The organism is Candidatus Nitrospira bockiana (assembly GCF_965152565.1).
In genome coordinates this window covers 2,071,220-2,086,925 of sequence record NZ_OZ224215.1, presented here as the reverse complement: position 1 = coordinate 2,086,925, position 15,706 = coordinate 2,071,220, and the positions used below count along the sequence as shown (strand labels likewise).

The window sequence follows — 15,706 nt, the reverse complement described above, 5'->3', positions numbered from 1 at the left end:
TGACAACCTCAGGACAAATATGCCATCAATGGCGCCGAACGAGACCACCCCGGAGGGCGACCCGGTGAGTATCCACCCTCGGTACAGAATCCTTCTGGCCGCCACCGGACTGGTCTTCCTCCTCGTCGTCACCTTCGTGGTCATCCTCCAACGGAACCAAACGGATTCCTCTCCCGCCGTCCGTGGACCCGTCGCCCCCCAAGTTCAAGTCATCAAGCCGCAGCAACGGGACATCGCCCGGACGATCACGGTGCCCGGCAACATCTCGCCGCTGTATCAGGCGACGATTTATGCCAAGGTCCCCGGTTATCTCAAATGGATCGGGGTCGACAAAGGGGATGAGGTGAAGAAAGGCCAGGTCCTCGCGGTCATCGAGGCGCCGGAAGTCGAGGAGGAGTATCGCCAGGCGGAGGCCGACTACAAGATCAAGCGGATCACCGCCAACCGGCTGCAAGCGGTGTGGGAGGAAAACCCGGACGTCGTCGCGAAGCAGGACGTCGACGTGGCGGTCGCGGCGGCCGAGGCGGCCAAACACTTGCGCGACACACGCCGGCAGTTCCTCGAATACACGAAGGTCACTGCCCCTTTCTCCGGCACGGTGACCGCCCGGTTCGTGGACCCCGGGGCCTTCGTCCAGTCGGCGATCCGCTCCGCCACTCAGTCCACACCGCTGCTCACGATCATGGACGTGGAGCAGGTGCGGGTCTATGTCAGTGTCCCCCAAGAGGCGGCCTTCCTCGCCAAGCCGGGCACCCCCGCTTCGTTGACGGTTCATGAATTGCCGACACGGTCGTTCACCGGCACGATCACGCGAACGACCGAAGCCCTCGATCCGGCGACGAGGACCCTGCTGGTGGAAATCGACTTGCCGAACGCGGATCATGCCTTGCAACCGGGGATGTTCGTCGAGGTCACGCTCGTCCTCGAACGTCGCGCGAATGCCCTCGTCCTCCCTCCGGCTGCGCTCGTGACGCAAAATCACAGTCGGTCCGTCTTCGTCGTGAAGGACGGGCGCGCGCATCTCACCGCAGTCGAGACCGGCATCGACGACGGGGCGTGGCTTGAGGTGGTCGAGGGGCTGAGCGGCGAGGAAGACATCGTGGTGGTCGGGAAAGCCGGGCTCACCGACGGGGCGATCGTCAATCCGTCTCCCTACACGCTCCCTCAGGGCACGCCCTCGCGGCAGAAGTACTAGCGAACGACCCGGCTAGGCCGAGCACTGCGCCCGAAACACCGACTTTTTCAACCTCACGAGGAGGAATTATGCGATCTCCTGGCATCCGCATCGTCGCCCATCGAGGGACCACTGCGTTCCTGCTCTTTGCCTGTCTAGTCCAGCCGATCTCGGTGTCCGCCCAATCGTCCATCAAAGGCACCGACGATGGGGTCGCGGCGCCCGGCGGATTTCTGGGTTTTGCGCAGGCTGTGGACATCGCGTTGAAACGGCACCCCCTGATTCAGGCAGGCGACGCCAACGTGAAAGCGGCCGAAGCGCGGACCGATCAGGCCCGCTCGCTCTACTATCCCCAAATCTACGCCAACTTCGACACCGTGGCCGGGGTCGGCGGCATCAATCCGCGCTTCGTCATGCCGGCGGGCGCGATGCTCCGGCAAAACCTCAGCCAGTACGCCGGCGGCATCGTCGCCAATCAGCGGCTCTACGACTTCGGATTCACCCGCAACCTGGTGCAATCGAATGAATTCGCCGCGCGCGCGGAGCAGCAGGACCTCGCCGCCCGGCGGGCCCTCGTCACCGTGTCGGTCCAGCGGGCCTATCTGAACGGGTTGAAGCGCCGCCGTCTCGTCCAGATCGCCGAGGAGACGGTCCGGGAGCGAGGAATCATCCGGAGCCAGATCGAAACCCTGTACCGCCAGCAGTTGAAATCCAAGCTCGATCTGGATCTCGTTCAAGTCGAGCTGACGAACGCCGAGTCGTTGCTCCTGAGAGCCCGGAACGACCTGAAGGCCGCCTTCGCCGAGCTGAACAAGACCATGGGCATCATCGGTCCCGAGGATTACGTGCTCGAAGACGTGCCGGTGGAGATCCGGGCGACGCGGACGCTCGAAACGTTGATCACCGAGAGCCAAGGGCATCCGGAGCTGCAGCGCGCCAAGGAGTTGGAACGGTCGGCCGAGGCCCGGCTGACGGCCACCAAGCGGCAATACCTGCCGCTCGTTTCGGCCATCGCGAGCGCCGGCGATTATGAGGTGTTCGATGCCACCCGTACCGAGCGAACCGGGGGATGGTGGACGGCCGGCGCGCTCGTCTCCATGCCGCTGTTCACCGGCTTCCTCATCGAGAATCAGGTGCGCGAAGCGAACGCGCAATTACAGGCCGCCGAGGCGGGAAGCCAGGGTATTCAACAAGCGCTGGCCCAGCAAGTGACGAATGCGTACCTGGAGACGATCACGCTCGCGCAGCAGATCAAGCTGGCGGAGGAACAGGTGCGGACGGCCCAGGAAGCGTTGCAGTTGGCGCGCCAGCGATACAAGCTGGGATTAGGATCGGTCGTCGAAGTCACCCAATCGGAGGTGGCGTTGACGGCGGCCCAGACTCGCCTCGCCGAAACCCAGTATGATTACAAGATCGCAGAGGTGACGTTGGAGTACGTCACGAGCCAGAGCGCGCTGCGCTGAGCGGCCGACTTCTGCACGGGCTTCGGGATCCGGTTCGCGGCCGCATTCGGCGATCCTGCCCCTCGCCTTCCGGGCCGGTTCGGTTGAGGTTCGTCTGCCGCGCCCCGTACAATACCGGCAGGCCTGCGACTCGGCTCGGCCCGGACCGCCCTGTCAGGCCGATTCCGTTACGGCCGGGATGAGCGGGTTCAATCGGGACTCAGCATCGGGACATCACCATGTCGCGTATGGTTCGGCTGTTCAACAACCTCCCGATCGAGCGCAAGCTCCTGCTCACGTCCGTGATCCCCCTGATCGCGCTGCTCCTCATGAGCCTGATCGTCTACCGGACGGTCCGCAGCTTCGAAGAGGACGAGGACCAGGTCAATCGCGTCTACCTCACGCAGCGGACGGCGGCCGAGTACATGCGCCTGGTGGTGGACATGGAAAGCGGCTTTCGCGGCTTTGTGGTGAGTCGACAGGAGCGCTACCTCGAGCCGTACCTCGTCGCCCACAGCCGCATTCTGTCCGTGGGAGACTCCCTCGACCAGATGGTGCACGGACTGCCGGCCCAGCACCGTGCCGTGCAAGAGACGCAACGGCTGATCAAGCAACTCATCAACGAAAAGGATCAACTCATCAAAGCGGTTCGAGCCGGGCACACCTCGGATGCGCTGCATTACATCGAGCAGGGGCGAGGGCGGGACCTCATGCAGCGGATCCGCAGCCAGATGAAGGAGTTCGACCGGCTGGAGCAGGACACGCTGAACGAGGCGCTTGCGAGTATCGCCCAGACGCGAACCTCCATGGGGATCAGGATCCTGAGCGGATTCCTCCTCGCCCTGGGCTTGATGATCGTCGCCCTCCACCTGATCGCCAAGTCCATGACTCGGCCGCTCGTGAGCCTGGCCAAATCGGTTCGCTCCGCCACAGTCCCCACGATGCCCGACGTCCCCGTGCTCGAGCGCGGCGACGAGCTGGGCGAATTGACCCGGGTGATGAGCGCCATGAGCCACCAGGTCCAGAGCCACCTGGCGCAACTCGAGCGGTCCCGTGCCGAACTCCAAAGCGTCAACGCGGAGCTCGCCGCTTCGGAGTCCAAATACCGGAACATCGTCGATCATGCGCCGTTCGGGATTTTCACGACGCAGGGCATGGCGCTCACGTTCACGAATCGCTACAACCGTATGCTCGCCGGGCTCGACCCGAACGAGGAGGGCGACCCCGAGGCGATGCGGGACCTCATCCATCCCGACGATCGCGAGCGCGTGCTGGCCGAATTCGCCAAGGCCGTCGAGGAGGGCCGGGCGTGCGAGCTGGTCTTTCGCTTCCTCCACAAGGACGGCACCGTGCGCAAGGTATTGAGCCGGCGCATCCCCATCCGCGACGAACACGGCCGGACCGTCATGTACCAGGGGTTCAACATCGACATCACCGCCTTGGATCAGATGCAGACCCAATTGAGCCGTGCCGAGCGGCTGGCCACGCTCGGGCAGGTCGCGGCGGGGATCGCCCATGAGATCCGCAATCCCCTGGTGGGGATCGGCTCCACCGCCGCGCTGCTGGTCGACGAAGTCGACGCCGACGACGCCCGCCGGGCCGACCTCGAAGTCATCCTCAGTGAGACGCGGCGCCTGGATCGGATCGTGAACCAGATCATCGACTATGCGCGGCCCCGGGAGCTGGCTCCGGTGCTCTTCTCAGTCGCGGACGTCGTTCAGGAGGTCCTCAAGCTGCTCGACGCATCGATCGCCGCCAAGCACCTCGCCGTCCAGCGGGCGTTCCACCCGATGCTGCCCCAGGTCCAGGCGGATCGCGACCAAATCAAACAGGTCCTGCTCAATCTGTTCCAGAACGCGATCGAGGCGATGGGCGACGGCGGGACGTTGAGCGTCAACGCGTTCGAATCTCGCCGCACCCAGCAGGCCGGCATGATCGTGGACATCAGCGACACGGGACGCGGGATCGCACCGGACGATCTCCCGCATGTGTTCCAACCGTTCTTCACCTCCGGCAAGCATCGCGGCACCGGGCTCGGGCTCGCCATCTGCCGGAACATCGTCGACGCCCATGGCGGCGACATTCACGTGAGCAGCCAACCGGGCAAGGGCACGACCGTCCGGGTCTGGCTCCCGCTCCGGCAACAGCCGCGGATGGCGACGGTGTAACATGCAGGCACGCATCTTCGTCACTGATGACGAGTCCGCGATTCGCGCGGCCATCGTCAAGCGTCTCTCGCGCCGTCAGCACCGGGTGTCGGGGTTCGATTCGGGCGAGGCGCTCCTCGGCGCGCTCGAGCGTGAGGTGCCCGACCTGATCCTCCTCGACTTGAAGATGCCGGGCCTGTCGGGTCTCGACACCCTCAAGGACCTCCGCCCCAAGTCTCCGCAGTCGCTGGTGATCATGCTCACCGCGTACGGAACCGTGCAGGACGCGGTCGAGGCCATGAAGCTGGGGGCCTACGATTTCGTGATCAAGACCGTCGATCTCGAAGGCTTGGACCAGGTCGTGGACCGCGCGCTGGAGCTGCTGGCCCTGCGCCGCCGCGTGACCTACGAGACGGAACGCGACAGCAACCAGTTCGCGATGGACAACCTGATCGCCCAGAGCCCGGCGATGCAGCAGCTCATGGCGCAGGTCCGCGAAGTGGCCCAGAACCCCAGGACCAGCGTGCTCCTGCTGGGCGAAACGGGCACGGGCAAGGAATTCATCGCCCGCGTCCTGCATCACAACGGCTCCCGCGGCACGGGGCCGTTCATCGGCGTCAACTGCACCGCGATCCCGCGGGAGCTGTTCGAAAGCGAGCTGTTCGGCCATGAGCGCGGCGCGTTCACGGGCGCCCACCAGCGGAAGCTCGGCCTGCTCGACCGCGCCGAAGGCGGCACCCTGTTCCTCGACGAGATCGGCGATCTGGACCCTTCCATGCAAGCCAAGCTGCTGCGCGTGCTGCAGGAGCGGACGTTCCGGCGCTTGGGGGGGACCGAGGACATTGCCGCCGACTTCCGGCTGATCGCCGCGACCAATCGCGACCTCAAGAAGGAAGTGGCGCGGGGCGCCTTCCGGGAGGACCTCTATTTCCGTCTCAACGTGGTCACGTTCGAGCTGCCCCCGCTCCGGCGGCGGGTGGAAGACATCCTTCCGCTCGCGATGCAGGCGCTCGTTCGCTACGCCAAGGAGTTCGCCAAGGACGTGGTGGAGATCGATCCCGAGGCCCAACTCCTCCTCGAGCGCTATCAGTACCCCGGCAATATCCGCGAGCTCCACAACATCCTCGAACGTGCAATGATCTTTTGTCACGGTCGGACGCTCACGGCGAGCTGCCTCCCGCGCGAGCTGCACGACGCCGCCCAGAGGACCGCCGTCGCGGTCTCACAAGGCGACGAACGGGTGGTCCGCGTGGAGATGACGCTCGGCAAACAGACCCTCGCCGACGTCGAAGCGGCGATCATCGAGGAAGTCCTCCGCCTGGCCGATTACAACAAGAGCCTCGCCGCCAAGCACCTCGGGCTTACCCGTTTCGCGCTGGACCGCCGCCTGAAAAAGCTCGGCGACGAGTAACCTTCCCTCGCCCCTGGTCCGCCTCTTTGCTCCCGTAGATTTAACCTGCTCGTCACAATTCCTTCACGCCCAGACAACACCCCGGGAGTAGTCTCCAGCCCGAACACAAGAAGGAGGGACGATGGCGCTCATCGAAACCGCTACCTGGATTCTGCTGGGCGGGCTGCTGGGATGGCCGTTGCTCTATGCCTTGGCCACCTTGTCCGGCATGCGCCATCGGACTCTCACTCCGCTCGAGGAGGCCCTCGAGCGCAAGCTGTCATGCGCCCACACCGGCCATCGTGCCGACGACTGAAAGGAGGAGATATGGTGACGGCGACATCGTTGATGACCCGGGACCTGGTCACGGTCGCGCCATCGGCGTCCGTGATGGAAGCGGCGATGCTGATGCGCGAGCGGAAGATCGGGAGTGTCTTCGTCGAGGACGAGAATCGCATCGTGGGGATCGTGACGGAGACCGACATCGTCCGCCGCGCGGTCGGCGCCGGCCAGATGCCGCACTTCGTGTCGGTGGGGGCGATCATGAGCAGCCCGGTGATCGGGATCGACGGCACCCGTCCGATCACCGAAGCCGCGGACTTGATGGAGCGCCACCAGACGCGTCACCTCGCGGTGATGCAGGCCGGAACGATCGTGGGGGTCCTCTCGGTGCGGGACCTGCTCCATCCCGTCTCGATCGACGAGTTCTGACGGGCCGACCATGTCCTTGCGATCCATCCCGTCCGTGCCACCCTGGATCACCCGGACCATCGACTTCGACGTGACCGTCGTCTGGCTCCGCGGCATCCGGCTGGTGCTAAGCCTCCTCATCGTGACCATCCTCCTCGCGCTGACGGGAGGGGTGGTCAAGACGTTTCTGGATCTTGCCTTGCTGATCCACGATCCGCTCGAAGTGGCCCTTCGGACGCTGATCATCGACATCCTCCTCGTCCTGGCGGTCGTCGAGGTCTTCAAGACGACGTTGACCTACTTCAGCGAAGGCCGCGTGAAGGTGACGTTCATCGTCGATACGATTCTCGTCGTCATGCTCGTGATGCTGGCCGCTATTCGAGTCCTGGCCGTCCGTTTTTCGCCCGCCCAAGCAGACGGGATCGAGACTCTGTGAGCAAAAGTTTACACCGTCATAACACACTAGTGATCTGGCCGTGACGCAGCGAGCCAACAATGACGTCGGTTTCGGGGTGATCAGGAACAAGTCGGCTCACCGTGACGTCACGAGGAGGGGTCGGCATGCTGGCTGAAGCGGTGGACCCACAACGTCTGATCCTGTCGGTATTGCAGGATGTCGAAACGGTGACGCTTGAAGATTTGGTCGAATTCCTTCCGGAGCTGACCTGGAACACCTTGTTTCAGGCGGTCGATGTGCTGAGCCGCCAAGGCGCTATCGTGCTGCGGCGGAGAGGATTCGCGTATCATCTCTCACTCCCCCACTTCGTCAAGAAGTCGGCGTAGGGCGCTAGAAAATCCGTGACGATCGACATGAAACACCTGGCACACGTTGTTTGTTTCGGGCTCCTTGTCGGTCTGCTCCATGACCCTATCCTGGACGCCCAAGATCGCTCGCTCATCGCGCTGGACGGATCGAGCACGGTTTTTCCAATCAGTGAAGCGGTCGCCGAAGAATTTCAGAAGATGACTCGTGGGACCGTCCGCGTCACGGTCGGCATTTCCGGAACCGGCGGCGGGTTCAAGAAGTTCTGCCGGGGTGAAATCGACATCCAGGACGCCTCACGGCCGATTTCAGCCAGTGAAATGGAAGCCTGCCGCAAACAAGGCATCACGTACTATGAGCTGCCGGTCGCGTTCGATGCGATCACCATCGTGACCAGCACAAAGAACACGTGGGTACGGTCGGTCACGCTGGAGGAACTCAAGAGAATGTGGGAACCCTCCGCCCAGGGAACAATCACGCGATGGCGCCAGGTCAATTCCAGTTGGCCCGATGAACCCCTGAAGCTCTTCGGCGCCGGCTCCGACTCCGGCACGTTCGACTACTTCACCGAAGCGGTGGTCGGTAAGGCCAAGGCGAGCCGCGGAGACTATACCGCCAGTGAAGACGACAACACCCTGGTCCAGGGGGTGGCGCGTGATAAGAACGCCTTGGGCTATATCCCCTTTGCGTATTATCAAACCAATGCGAGCAAGCTGAAGGCGATTCCCGTCGACGGGGGAGCCGGACCGGTCCCTCCGTCGCGAGAGACCGTCGTGAGGGGCGAGTATCGCCCGCTATCCCGTCCGCTGTTCATCTATGTGAATCGTCGAGCGGCGGAGAGGCCCGAGATGAAGCAATTCGTGGAATTCTACCTGACTCAGGCCGGTGGGCTGGTGGAACAGATCACGTATATGCCGCTGCCCCAACAAGCCTACACCCTCGCACTGGAGAATTTCCGCCACGGGAAGGTCGGCACTGCATTTCATGGAACCGCACCGATCGGCATGAAGGTCGAGGACATCTTGCGACGTGAACTTACACTCTAAGAGGCAGCCGGGCACCCCCGCGGCACTTCCTTTTCCCAGCCAGTCAAGGGCATCCACCAGACGCGTACGCGAGCGAGCGATCGCAGCCGTGCTCTTCCTCTCCGCTGTCTCATCCGTCGCGATCACGCTCGGGATCGTCGGTGTGCTGCTCTATGAATCGCTCACCTTCTTCCGGCAGGTGTCGATCGTCGACTTTCTCACGGATCGCCAATGGACGCCGTTGTTCTCGGAGCCCCACTACGGGATCCTGCCGCTGGTGTCCGGCACTGTCGTGACCACTGCGGTCGCCCTCGCCGTCGCACTCCCACTCGGCACCATCACGGCGATGTATCTCAGCGAATATGCGACCCCGCGCGTCCGAGAAGCGGTGAAGCCCTTCATGGAGCTGCTGACGGCCGTGCCGACCGTCGTGTTCGGCTACTTCGCGCTGCTCTTCGTCACGCCGCTGCTTCAACAGGCGTGGCCCGACCTGCCCGGCTTCAACATGCTGAGCGCCGGCCTCGTCATCGGCATCATGATCATTCCCTATATCAGCTCCATCAGTGAGGATGCGATGCGCGCCATCCCCATGCACCTGCGGGAAGGCTCGTACGCCATGGGAGCGACGCGGATGCAGACGGCTCTGCGGGTCATCCTCCCTTCGGCGCTCTCCGGTATAGCGGCGGCCTACGTGCTCGGCAGCTCGAGGGCGATTGGAGAGACCATGGTCGTCGCGATCGCCGCCGGTATGCAGCCGACGCTGGCCTGGGATCCGCGAGAGCCGGCACAGACGATCACCGCCTATATCGTCCAGGTCAGCCTGGGGGACCTGCCTCACGGCAGCATCGGGTACCAGACGATCTTCGCCGCAGGTCTGGTCTTGCTCCTCATGACCCTGGTGTTCAATATCGCCGGGCACGTCTTGCGAAAGCGCTTTCGTGCGGTCTACTGATGACCTCTGACACGTCGATCGACACGCGCGCAATCACCCGTCGCAAGCAATGGGACGCGTTGTTCGCCCTGGCAGGGCTCTTGTCCATGCTGGTCGGGACGTTCACGTTGCTCGCCTTGCTCATCGTGCTCGCGTACGACGGAGCCGGTCGCCTATCCTGGTCCTTCTTTACATCCTATCCCTCGCGCTTTCCCACCCAGGCCGGGATCCTGACGGCCTGGGTGGGCACCTCTCTCGTCATGCTCGTCACCGCCGCGAGCGCCATCCCACTGGGGATCAGCGCGGCCATCTACCTGGAAGAATACGCACCCAAGAACTGGTTCACGGAGGCGATCGAGATCAACATCGCCAATCTCGCGGCGGTGCCGTCGATTATCTATGGTCTCATGGCGCTCGGTCTCTTCGTTTATCAGCTCGGACTCGGCGCAAGCGTCCTGACCGCCGGCCTGACCTTGGCCCTGCTGATCCTTCCCATGATCATCATCGCCACTCGGGAAGCCATTCGCAGCATTCCGCAAAGCATTCGCGAGGCGGCCTATGCCTTGGGCGCCACGCGATGGCAGACCGTGAAGGATCACGTGATACCCTATGCCAGCGGAGGGATTCTGACCGGTCTGATCATCGCCTTGTCGCGGGCCATCGGCGAAACGGCGCCACTGATCACGATCGGCGCGCTCTCGTTCATCGCGTTCCTGCCGTCTCCTCCCTTCGGCACCGAGTTTCCGTATCTTTCGTTCCAATGGCTGCTGGATCCGTTCACGGTTCTCCCGATCCAAATGTTCAACTGGGTATCCCGTCCGCAGGAGGAATTTCACGTCAATGCGGCCGCCGCCGGCCTGGTGCTCCTCACGATGACCCTGGCAATGAACGCGCTGGCCATTTACATCCGGCACCGCTTCCGCAAACTGGTCCGCTGGTAGCCCTCTGTCATGCTCATGCGCCCTGATCAGCCCCCCAAAGCCGAGGTCAAGAACCTCAGTTTTTTCTATGGCTCGGTCTGCGCGCTGAAGCGGCTCAATTTGACGGTATCCGAAAAAATGGTCACGGCTCTGATCGGGCCATCGGGATGCGGCAAAACAACCTGCTTGCGCTGCTTCAATCGGATGCACGATCTCTACCCTGGCAATCGGTATGATGGTGAAATCACGCTCTACCCGGACAAGATGAACATCCTCGGCGGAACCGTGGATCCGATCCAAGTACGCATGCGGATCAGCATGGTGTTCCAGAAACCGAATCCCTTTCCCAAATCGATCTATGAGAACGTCGCGTACGGCCTTCGCGTGCGGGGGATGACCAAGAATGCGAGACTTGACGAGAAGGTGGAGCAGGCGCTCCGAGGCGCGGCCCTGTGGGAAGAGGTCAAAGACCGGCTGAATCAATCGGCCCTGGCGCTTTCCGGCGGACAGCAACAACGTTTGTGTATCGCCAGGGCACTCGCCACCGACCCGGAGATTCTGTTGTTCGACGAGCCCACCTCGGCGCTCGATCCGACGGCGACCGGCCGCATCGAAGACCTAATGACCGAGCTGAAACAGCGCGTGACAATTCTCATCGTCACGCACAACATGCAACAAGCCGCCCGCATCTCAGATTTCACGGCATTCATGTATCTCGGCGAACTGATCGAGTTCGACCGCACCGAGAAGATGTTCACCAACCCGGCCAATCGGCTCACCGAAGAGTACATCACAGGCCGTTTCGGTTGACCGGCTCCAGGGCTTGCATGTATCCAACGACGGCTCGCCCGCATCCATCATGAGGTCGTATGCTTCGCCATTTTGACCAGGAGCTCCAGGAGCTGAAAGGGAAGATCATCGCCATGGGCGCGCTCGTCGAGACCCAGATCCAGGGCGCCCTCAGCGCCCTGATGGAGCGTAACTCCAGCGCCGCGCGTCAGGTCATCGACGATGATCACCTCGTCAACGCCATGGACGTCGAGATCGACGAGGCATGCCTCCGCCTCCTGGCCCTGCATCAGCCCGCTGCAGGCGATCTCCGGTTCATCACCACCGCCATGAAAATCTCGACGGAGCTGGAACGCATGAGCGACTTGTCCGAAAACATCTGTGAACGTACGATCGAGCTCAACCAGGAACCGCAGCTCAAGCCCTATATCGACATTCCACGGATGGCGAACTGGGCGATGCACATGGTCAAGGACAGCTTGCATGCCTTCGTGACCCGGGATGCGATCCTTGCGCGCAAAGTCTGCGCTGACGACAGCTTCATCGACCAGCTAACCGAACAACTGTTTCGTGAGCTTCTGTCGTTCATGCTCGAGAACCCCCAGACGATTACTCGCGCCATCCGGCTCATGTTCATTGGGAAATATCTAGAGCGCATCGCCGATCATGCGACCAATATCGCCGAGCTCGTCGTTTACCTGGTCGAGGGCAAGATCATCCGCCACACCGCTCCGCCGACCTCGGCTTGAGGTGCGAGACTACATACAGATCTCGTTGTCCCCGACGCACGACGTCCTGGCATCGGCCATGCCTCGGTTGATTTGTTCCCGTCGCCCCAAGTAACCTCGAAATATGACCCGATTGGCCGTCATCGATATCGGCACCAACTCCATTCACATGGTCCTCGCCGAAGTCGAACCGGATTTCTCTTACAAGATTCTCGATCGCTTCAAGGACATGACGCGGCTGGGGGACGGCGCGTTCAAGACCGGCCGGCTGTCGGAATCGGCCATGACCCGCGGCCTCGAGGTCCTTCGGCAACTGACCACGCTGGCCCGCAACAAGGGGTACGAGCGCATCGAGGCGGTCGCGACGAGCGCGGTGCGGGAGGCCAAGAACGGCGGGGATTTCTTGGAGGCCGTGGCCCGCCAGACCGGGCTCACGGTGCGTGTCGTGTCAGGCCTGGAAGAGGCCAGGCTGATTTATCTGGGCGTCCGGCACAGTATGGATTTGACCGATGCCCCCACCATGGTCGTGGACGTCGGAGGCGGCTCGGTCGAGCTGGTGCTCGGCAATCGCCGGACCATGCTGCACGGTCGGAGCTTGAAGCTCGGCGCCATTCGGCTCAAAGATCTCTATCTCAAAGAAGACCCGCCGACCAAGGCCATGCTCCGGCGGGTGGAGCGCGCGATCGATGCCCAACTGCAGCCGGCCCTGAACCGGATGAAGATCAAGGCCCTGGACCGGCTGGTCGCGACGAGCGGCATGGCCGGGAATCTCGCGGAAGTCATCCACCTGCATCGGCGTGGGCGCCCGCTCCCGCAACTGAATCTGGCCACCGTCGCGCTGCGTGACGTCCGGGCCGTCGAGAAGCTACTGTCGCAGCGGACCTTTAAGGCGCGGTTGGCGATTCCGGGGCTCGATCCCAAGCGCGCGGATACGCTCCTGCCCGCCACGACGCTGCTGCGCAGCCTCATGGAGCGCCTCGGGCAGCAGGAGCTCACGATCAGCGACAAGGCGATCCGGGAGGGCCTGATCTACGACTTCATCGAGCGCCACCGAGAAGGGCTGCGCGCCGAGCAGGAGATCCCAAACGTCCGGCGACGAAACGTCGTCTCGCTCGCGCAGCGGTGCCACTCGCCCGAATCGCACACCCGGCAGGTCGCGAGGCTGGCCGTCCGGCTGTTCGACCAGACGCAGGCGCTGCACGGCCTGGACGAGCGCAGCCGGGAATGGCTCGAATACGCCGCCATCCTGCACGACGTCGGCTACCTGATCAATTCACGGCAACACCACAAGCATGCCTACTACGTCATCAAGCACAGCGATTTATCCGGCTTCACTGCCGACGAGATCGAAATGATCGCGAGCATCGCCCGCTACCACCGGCGCGCACTGCCGAAGACCGGCCACGCCCCCGTTCAGGCCATCCCGAAAGGGGAACGCCGAACCTTGGAGGTCCTGAGCGCGCTGCTCCGGATCGCCGACGGGCTGGACCGCACCCAATTTGCGGTCGTCGACGACCTGTCCGTGGACCTCGGGCGCGCGATCACGATCAGGCTCAAGACGTCGGGCGACGCCGAGCTGGAGATGTGGGCGGCCCGCAATCGCGCGGATCTGTTCGAGCGGGTCTTCCGCCGCCCCCTGCAATTCGCATTGGAGCCCTCGGGAGATCCGGCATGACACCCTCGACACCGACGCCGTCGCCGCTGACGCTCCAACAACCCCACCCGTTCCCCGGCAAGCTGATCATCGTCGAAGGCATCGACGGATCGGGGAAGAGCACCCAACTGCTGCTGCTCCAGAAATGGCTCGAGGCCAAAGGCCTCAACGTGTTCTTCACCGAATGGAACTCCTCGGAACTGGTGAGGGAGACGACCCGTCGGGGTAAGAAGAACAAGTCGTTGACCCCGACCACCTTCAGCCTCCTGCATGCCACCGACTTTGCGAGCCGCCTCTACCACGAAATCCTGCCGCCGCTGAAGGCCGGCATGGTGGTGCTGGCGGATCGTTACGTTTACACGGCGTTCGCCCGGGACGCCGTCCGCGGCGTGTCACGGGCCTGGGTTCGAAAGCTCTACAACTTCGCGATCCGCCCGGATCTCGCCTTTTACTTCAAGGTGCCGATCGACGTCGCCATCGACCGGCTGTTGGGAGGCACACGCGCACAGTTGAAGTACTACGAAGCGGGCATGGATCTCGGCTTGAGCCCTGATCTCACCGAGAGCTTCCGGATCTTCCAATCGCGGATTCTCGACGAGTACGACAAGATCGTGACCGAGTACGGCCTTCTCGTCATGGACGCGACCAAAGACATCGAAACGCAGCAAGGCGAGATGCGGCACCTGGTGTCGCAGGCGCTCGAGAACTACCGGCCGAAGAGGGGCACCCATGGGCGGCGCACATCGGTATTTTGGCGACGGTTTACCGTACCTGAATCGCGGTGATCTCAAAGGCAAGCTGATCGCGATCGAAGGGACCGACGGGGTCGGCCGTTCGACCCACATCGAGCTGCTGCAGGAGTGGCTCGAAGTGCAGGGCTACGGCGTGCTGACGACGGGATGGACCCGCTCGACGCTGATGTCGAAAACGATCGAAGCCGCCAAGCAGGGCAACATCTTGGACCGGTGGTCCTTCAGCCTCTTGTACGCGACGGACTTCGCGGATCGCCTCGAGCACCAGATCATCCCGGCCCTCCGTTCCGGCTTCATCGTCCTCGCCGACCGCTACATCTACACCGCGTTCGCCCGCGATGCCGTGCGCGGGGGCGACGGCCGGTGGATCCGGGACGTGTTCGGCTTCGCGGTGGTCCCCGATCTGGTCTGTTATCTACGGATCGACGTGGACACGCTCGCCTTGCGCGTCATCGAGAGCAAGGGCATGAACTACTGGGAATCAGGGATGGATCTGCGGCTGGGCGCGGACCTGTTCGACAGCTTCAAGAAATACCAGACCCTGCTGATCGAGGAGTTCGACAAGATGGCGGAGGAGTTTCACTTTCAGGTGATCGACGCCCGGAAATCACCCGAGGAGATCCAGGACCTGCTGCGCGCGAAGATCCAACCCGTGCTCGCGGAAGGACGATCCCAGACCGCCGCTGGGCCCGCAGCGCCCGCCTCCCCTATTCCCGCAGCGCCCTAAGCTGTCGCGCCATCAACCACCAACGCAGCGTCCCCTCTCCGGGCTTGACCGACCCTTCGAATCGAATGCAGCAGGCCCCCGCCTTCTTCAGGATCAGCCCGTCGATCGGCCCTCCGGCCAACATGAGCCCGGCGGCATCCGACAACTGCGGTTCGTGACCGATGCAGATGATGCAGGCGGATCCGGGGAGCTTGGCCAACACGCTCATGAGTCGATCAGGTGGCGCATCGGGCAGCAGTGCCTGGTCGGTCGGCACGTTGTCGGGAAGCTCGAAGACGCGCGCGATGATGTCGGCCGTCTGGACGGCACGGACGAGTGGACTGCTCAACAGGTGGGTCGGTGCGACGCCGAGTCGTAACAAGCCGCGTGCCGACTGTTCCGTTTTCTCCGCACCCTTGGCCGTCAACGGGCGGTCCGCCTCGCGTCCCTCCCATTCCTCACGCTCGACCGCGATACCGTGTCGGAACAGAATACAATCCATCATCCACCTCGAGTCCGAGGCCGGATTCTAGCACACGGTGGCAAGAGGACTGAAGCCGAACTCGGGACATGGGCTTGAACTCCCGCGCAGCGT

The 15,706-nt window shown here is 63.1% G+C and carries 17 protein-coding genes; 16 read left to right on the top strand and 1 reads right to left on the bottom strand.

Features of this window, described 5'->3' with window-relative positions; translation table 11 throughout:
• Nucleotides 1–19: 19 nt before the first annotated feature.
• From ACWHYV_RS10190 to ACWHYV_RS10115, 16 genes are all read left to right on the top strand, one after another.
• Nucleotides 20–1,195 (top strand): efflux RND transporter periplasmic adaptor subunit, encoded by a 1,176-nt coding sequence (locus ACWHYV_RS10190; RefSeq protein ID WP_447980529.1) that lies wholly within the window; start codon nucleotides 20–22, stop codon nucleotides 1,193–1,195.
• A gap of 68 nt (nucleotides 1,196–1,263) precedes the next feature.
• On the top strand, nucleotides 1,264–2,637 hold the full coding sequence (locus tag ACWHYV_RS10185; protein WP_447980528.1) for a TolC family protein: 1,374 nt from the start codon (nucleotides 1,264–1,266) through the stop codon (nucleotides 2,635–2,637).
• 218 nt (nucleotides 2,638–2,855) lie between these two features.
• Nucleotides 2,856–4,784, top strand: a complete 1,929-nt coding sequence (locus ACWHYV_RS10180) for an ATP-binding protein (protein WP_447980527.1) — start codon at nucleotides 2,856–2,858, stop codon at nucleotides 4,782–4,784.
• Between the two features lies 1 nt (nucleotide 4,785).
• Entirely contained in the window at nucleotides 4,786–6,174 is a 1,389-nt protein-coding gene (locus ACWHYV_RS10175) for a sigma-54-dependent transcriptional regulator (protein WP_447980526.1), read from the top strand.
• 121 nt (nucleotides 6,175–6,295) lie between these two features.
• The gene (locus ACWHYV_RS10170; RefSeq protein WP_447980525.1) at nucleotides 6,296–6,469 is read left to right on the top strand and encodes a hypothetical protein; all 174 of its coding nucleotides are present in this window, start codon (nucleotides 6,296–6,298) and stop codon (nucleotides 6,467–6,469) included.
• Between the two features lie 11 nt (nucleotides 6,470–6,480).
• Nucleotides 6,481–6,864 carry a CBS domain-containing protein gene (locus ACWHYV_RS10165; protein ID WP_447980524.1) on the top strand — a complete coding sequence of 128 codons (384 nt, stop codon included), beginning with the start codon at nucleotides 6,481–6,483 and terminating at the stop codon, nucleotides 6,862–6,864.
• Between the two features lie 10 nt (nucleotides 6,865–6,874).
• Complete coding sequence (locus ACWHYV_RS10160) at nucleotides 6,875–7,279, top strand: phosphate-starvation-inducible PsiE family protein (RefSeq protein ID WP_447980523.1); 405 nt, start codon at nucleotides 6,875–6,877, stop codon at nucleotides 7,277–7,279.
• A 125-nt stretch (nucleotides 7,280–7,404) separates the two neighbouring features.
• Nucleotides 7,405–7,626, top strand: coding sequence for a hypothetical protein (locus ACWHYV_RS10155; protein ID WP_447980522.1), 222 nt, complete (start codon nucleotides 7,405–7,407; stop codon nucleotides 7,624–7,626).
• A 27-nt stretch (nucleotides 7,627–7,653) separates the two neighbouring features.
• Nucleotides 7,654–8,652 carry a PstS family phosphate ABC transporter substrate-binding protein gene (locus tag ACWHYV_RS10150; protein WP_447980521.1) on the top strand — a complete coding sequence of 333 codons (999 nt, stop codon included), beginning with the start codon at nucleotides 7,654–7,656 and terminating at the stop codon, nucleotides 8,650–8,652.
• Nucleotides 8,636–9,583, top strand: coding sequence for a phosphate ABC transporter permease subunit PstC (gene pstC, locus ACWHYV_RS10145; protein WP_447980520.1), 948 nt, complete (start codon nucleotides 8,636–8,638; stop codon nucleotides 9,581–9,583). The genes ACWHYV_RS10150 and pstC overlap by 17 nt, the downstream gene beginning before the upstream one ends.
• A complete protein-coding gene (gene pstA / locus ACWHYV_RS10140; RefSeq protein ID WP_447980519.1) occupies nucleotides 9,583–10,503 on the top strand; it encodes a phosphate ABC transporter permease PstA in 921 nt (306 codons plus the stop codon). Before pstC ends, pstA begins: the two co-directional genes overlap by 1 nt.
• A 9-nt stretch (nucleotides 10,504–10,512) precedes the next feature.
• On the top strand, nucleotides 10,513–11,292 hold the full coding sequence (gene pstB, locus ACWHYV_RS10135) for a phosphate ABC transporter ATP-binding protein PstB (protein ID WP_447980518.1): 780 nt from the start codon (nucleotides 10,513–10,515) through the stop codon (nucleotides 11,290–11,292).
• Nucleotides 11,293–11,405: 113 nt separating this feature from the next.
• Entirely contained in the window at nucleotides 11,406–12,020 is a 615-nt protein-coding gene (phoU, locus tag ACWHYV_RS10130; protein WP_447980517.1) for a phosphate signaling complex protein PhoU, read from the top strand.
• Between the two features lie 103 nt (nucleotides 12,021–12,123).
• Nucleotides 12,124–13,674, top strand: a complete 1,551-nt coding sequence (locus ACWHYV_RS10125; protein ID WP_447980516.1) for a Ppx/GppA phosphatase family protein — start codon at nucleotides 12,124–12,126, stop codon at nucleotides 13,672–13,674.
• Nucleotides 13,671–14,438: a dTMP kinase gene (gene tmk / locus ACWHYV_RS10120; protein ID WP_447980515.1), complete on the top strand. Its 768-nt coding sequence runs from the start codon at nucleotides 13,671–13,673 to the stop codon at nucleotides 14,436–14,438. Before ACWHYV_RS10125 ends, tmk begins: the two co-directional genes overlap by 4 nt.
• On the top strand, nucleotides 14,383–15,132 hold the full coding sequence (locus ACWHYV_RS10115) for a dTMP kinase (protein ID WP_447980514.1): 750 nt from the start codon (nucleotides 14,383–14,385) through the stop codon (nucleotides 15,130–15,132). Before tmk ends, ACWHYV_RS10115 begins: the two co-directional genes overlap by 56 nt.
• On the opposite strand, the gene ACWHYV_RS10110 is transcribed toward ACWHYV_RS10115, so the two are convergent.
• The gene (locus ACWHYV_RS10110) at nucleotides 15,113–15,616 is read right to left on the bottom strand and encodes a SixA phosphatase family protein (RefSeq protein WP_447980513.1); all 504 of its coding nucleotides are present in this window, start codon (nucleotides 15,614–15,616) and stop codon (nucleotides 15,113–15,115) included. The two genes, ACWHYV_RS10115 and ACWHYV_RS10110, sit on opposite strands and share 20 nt — an antisense overlap.
• Nucleotides 15,617–15,706 lie beyond the last annotated feature (90 nt).

Coding starts and splice junctions, on each gene's coding strand:
- ACWHYV_RS10150 (WP_447980521.1), top strand. CDS start 7,654: ATGAAACACCTGGCACACGTTGTTTGTTTCGGGCTCCTTGTCGGTCTG.
- ACWHYV_RS10115 (WP_447980514.1), top strand. CDS start 14,383: ATGGGCGGCGCACATCGGTATTTTGGCGACGGTTTACCGTACCTGAAT.
- ACWHYV_RS10180 (WP_447980527.1), top strand. CDS start 2,856: ATGTCGCGTATGGTTCGGCTGTTCAACAACCTCCCGATCGAGCGCAAG.
- ACWHYV_RS10170 (WP_447980525.1), top strand. CDS start 6,296: ATGGCGCTCATCGAAACCGCTACCTGGATTCTGCTGGGCGGGCTGCTG.
- ACWHYV_RS10110 (WP_447980513.1), bottom strand. CDS start 15,616: ATGATGGATTGTATTCTGTTCCGACACGGTATCGCGGTCGAGCGTGAG.
- tmk (WP_447980515.1), top strand. CDS start 13,671: ATGACACCCTCGACACCGACGCCGTCGCCGCTGACGCTCCAACAACCC.
- ACWHYV_RS10190 (WP_447980529.1), top strand. CDS start 20: ATGCCATCAATGGCGCCGAACGAGACCACCCCGGAGGGCGACCCGGTG.
- ACWHYV_RS10175 (WP_447980526.1), top strand. CDS start 4,786: ATGCAGGCACGCATCTTCGTCACTGATGACGAGTCCGCGATTCGCGCG.
- pstA (WP_447980519.1), top strand. CDS start 9,583: ATGACCTCTGACACGTCGATCGACACGCGCGCAATCACCCGTCGCAAG.
- ACWHYV_RS10185 (WP_447980528.1), top strand. CDS start 1,264: ATGCGATCTCCTGGCATCCGCATCGTCGCCCATCGAGGGACCACTGCG.
- ACWHYV_RS10125 (WP_447980516.1), top strand. CDS start 12,124: ATGACCCGATTGGCCGTCATCGATATCGGCACCAACTCCATTCACATG.
- ACWHYV_RS10165 (WP_447980524.1), top strand. CDS start 6,481: ATGGTGACGGCGACATCGTTGATGACCCGGGACCTGGTCACGGTCGCG.
- pstB (WP_447980518.1), top strand. CDS start 10,513: ATGCTCATGCGCCCTGATCAGCCCCCCAAAGCCGAGGTCAAGAACCTC.
- phoU (WP_447980517.1), top strand. CDS start 11,406: ATGGGCGCGCTCGTCGAGACCCAGATCCAGGGCGCCCTCAGCGCCCTG.
- ACWHYV_RS10155 (WP_447980522.1), top strand. CDS start 7,405: ATGCTGGCTGAAGCGGTGGACCCACAACGTCTGATCCTGTCGGTATTG.
- ACWHYV_RS10160 (WP_447980523.1), top strand. CDS start 6,875: ATGTCCTTGCGATCCATCCCGTCCGTGCCACCCTGGATCACCCGGACC.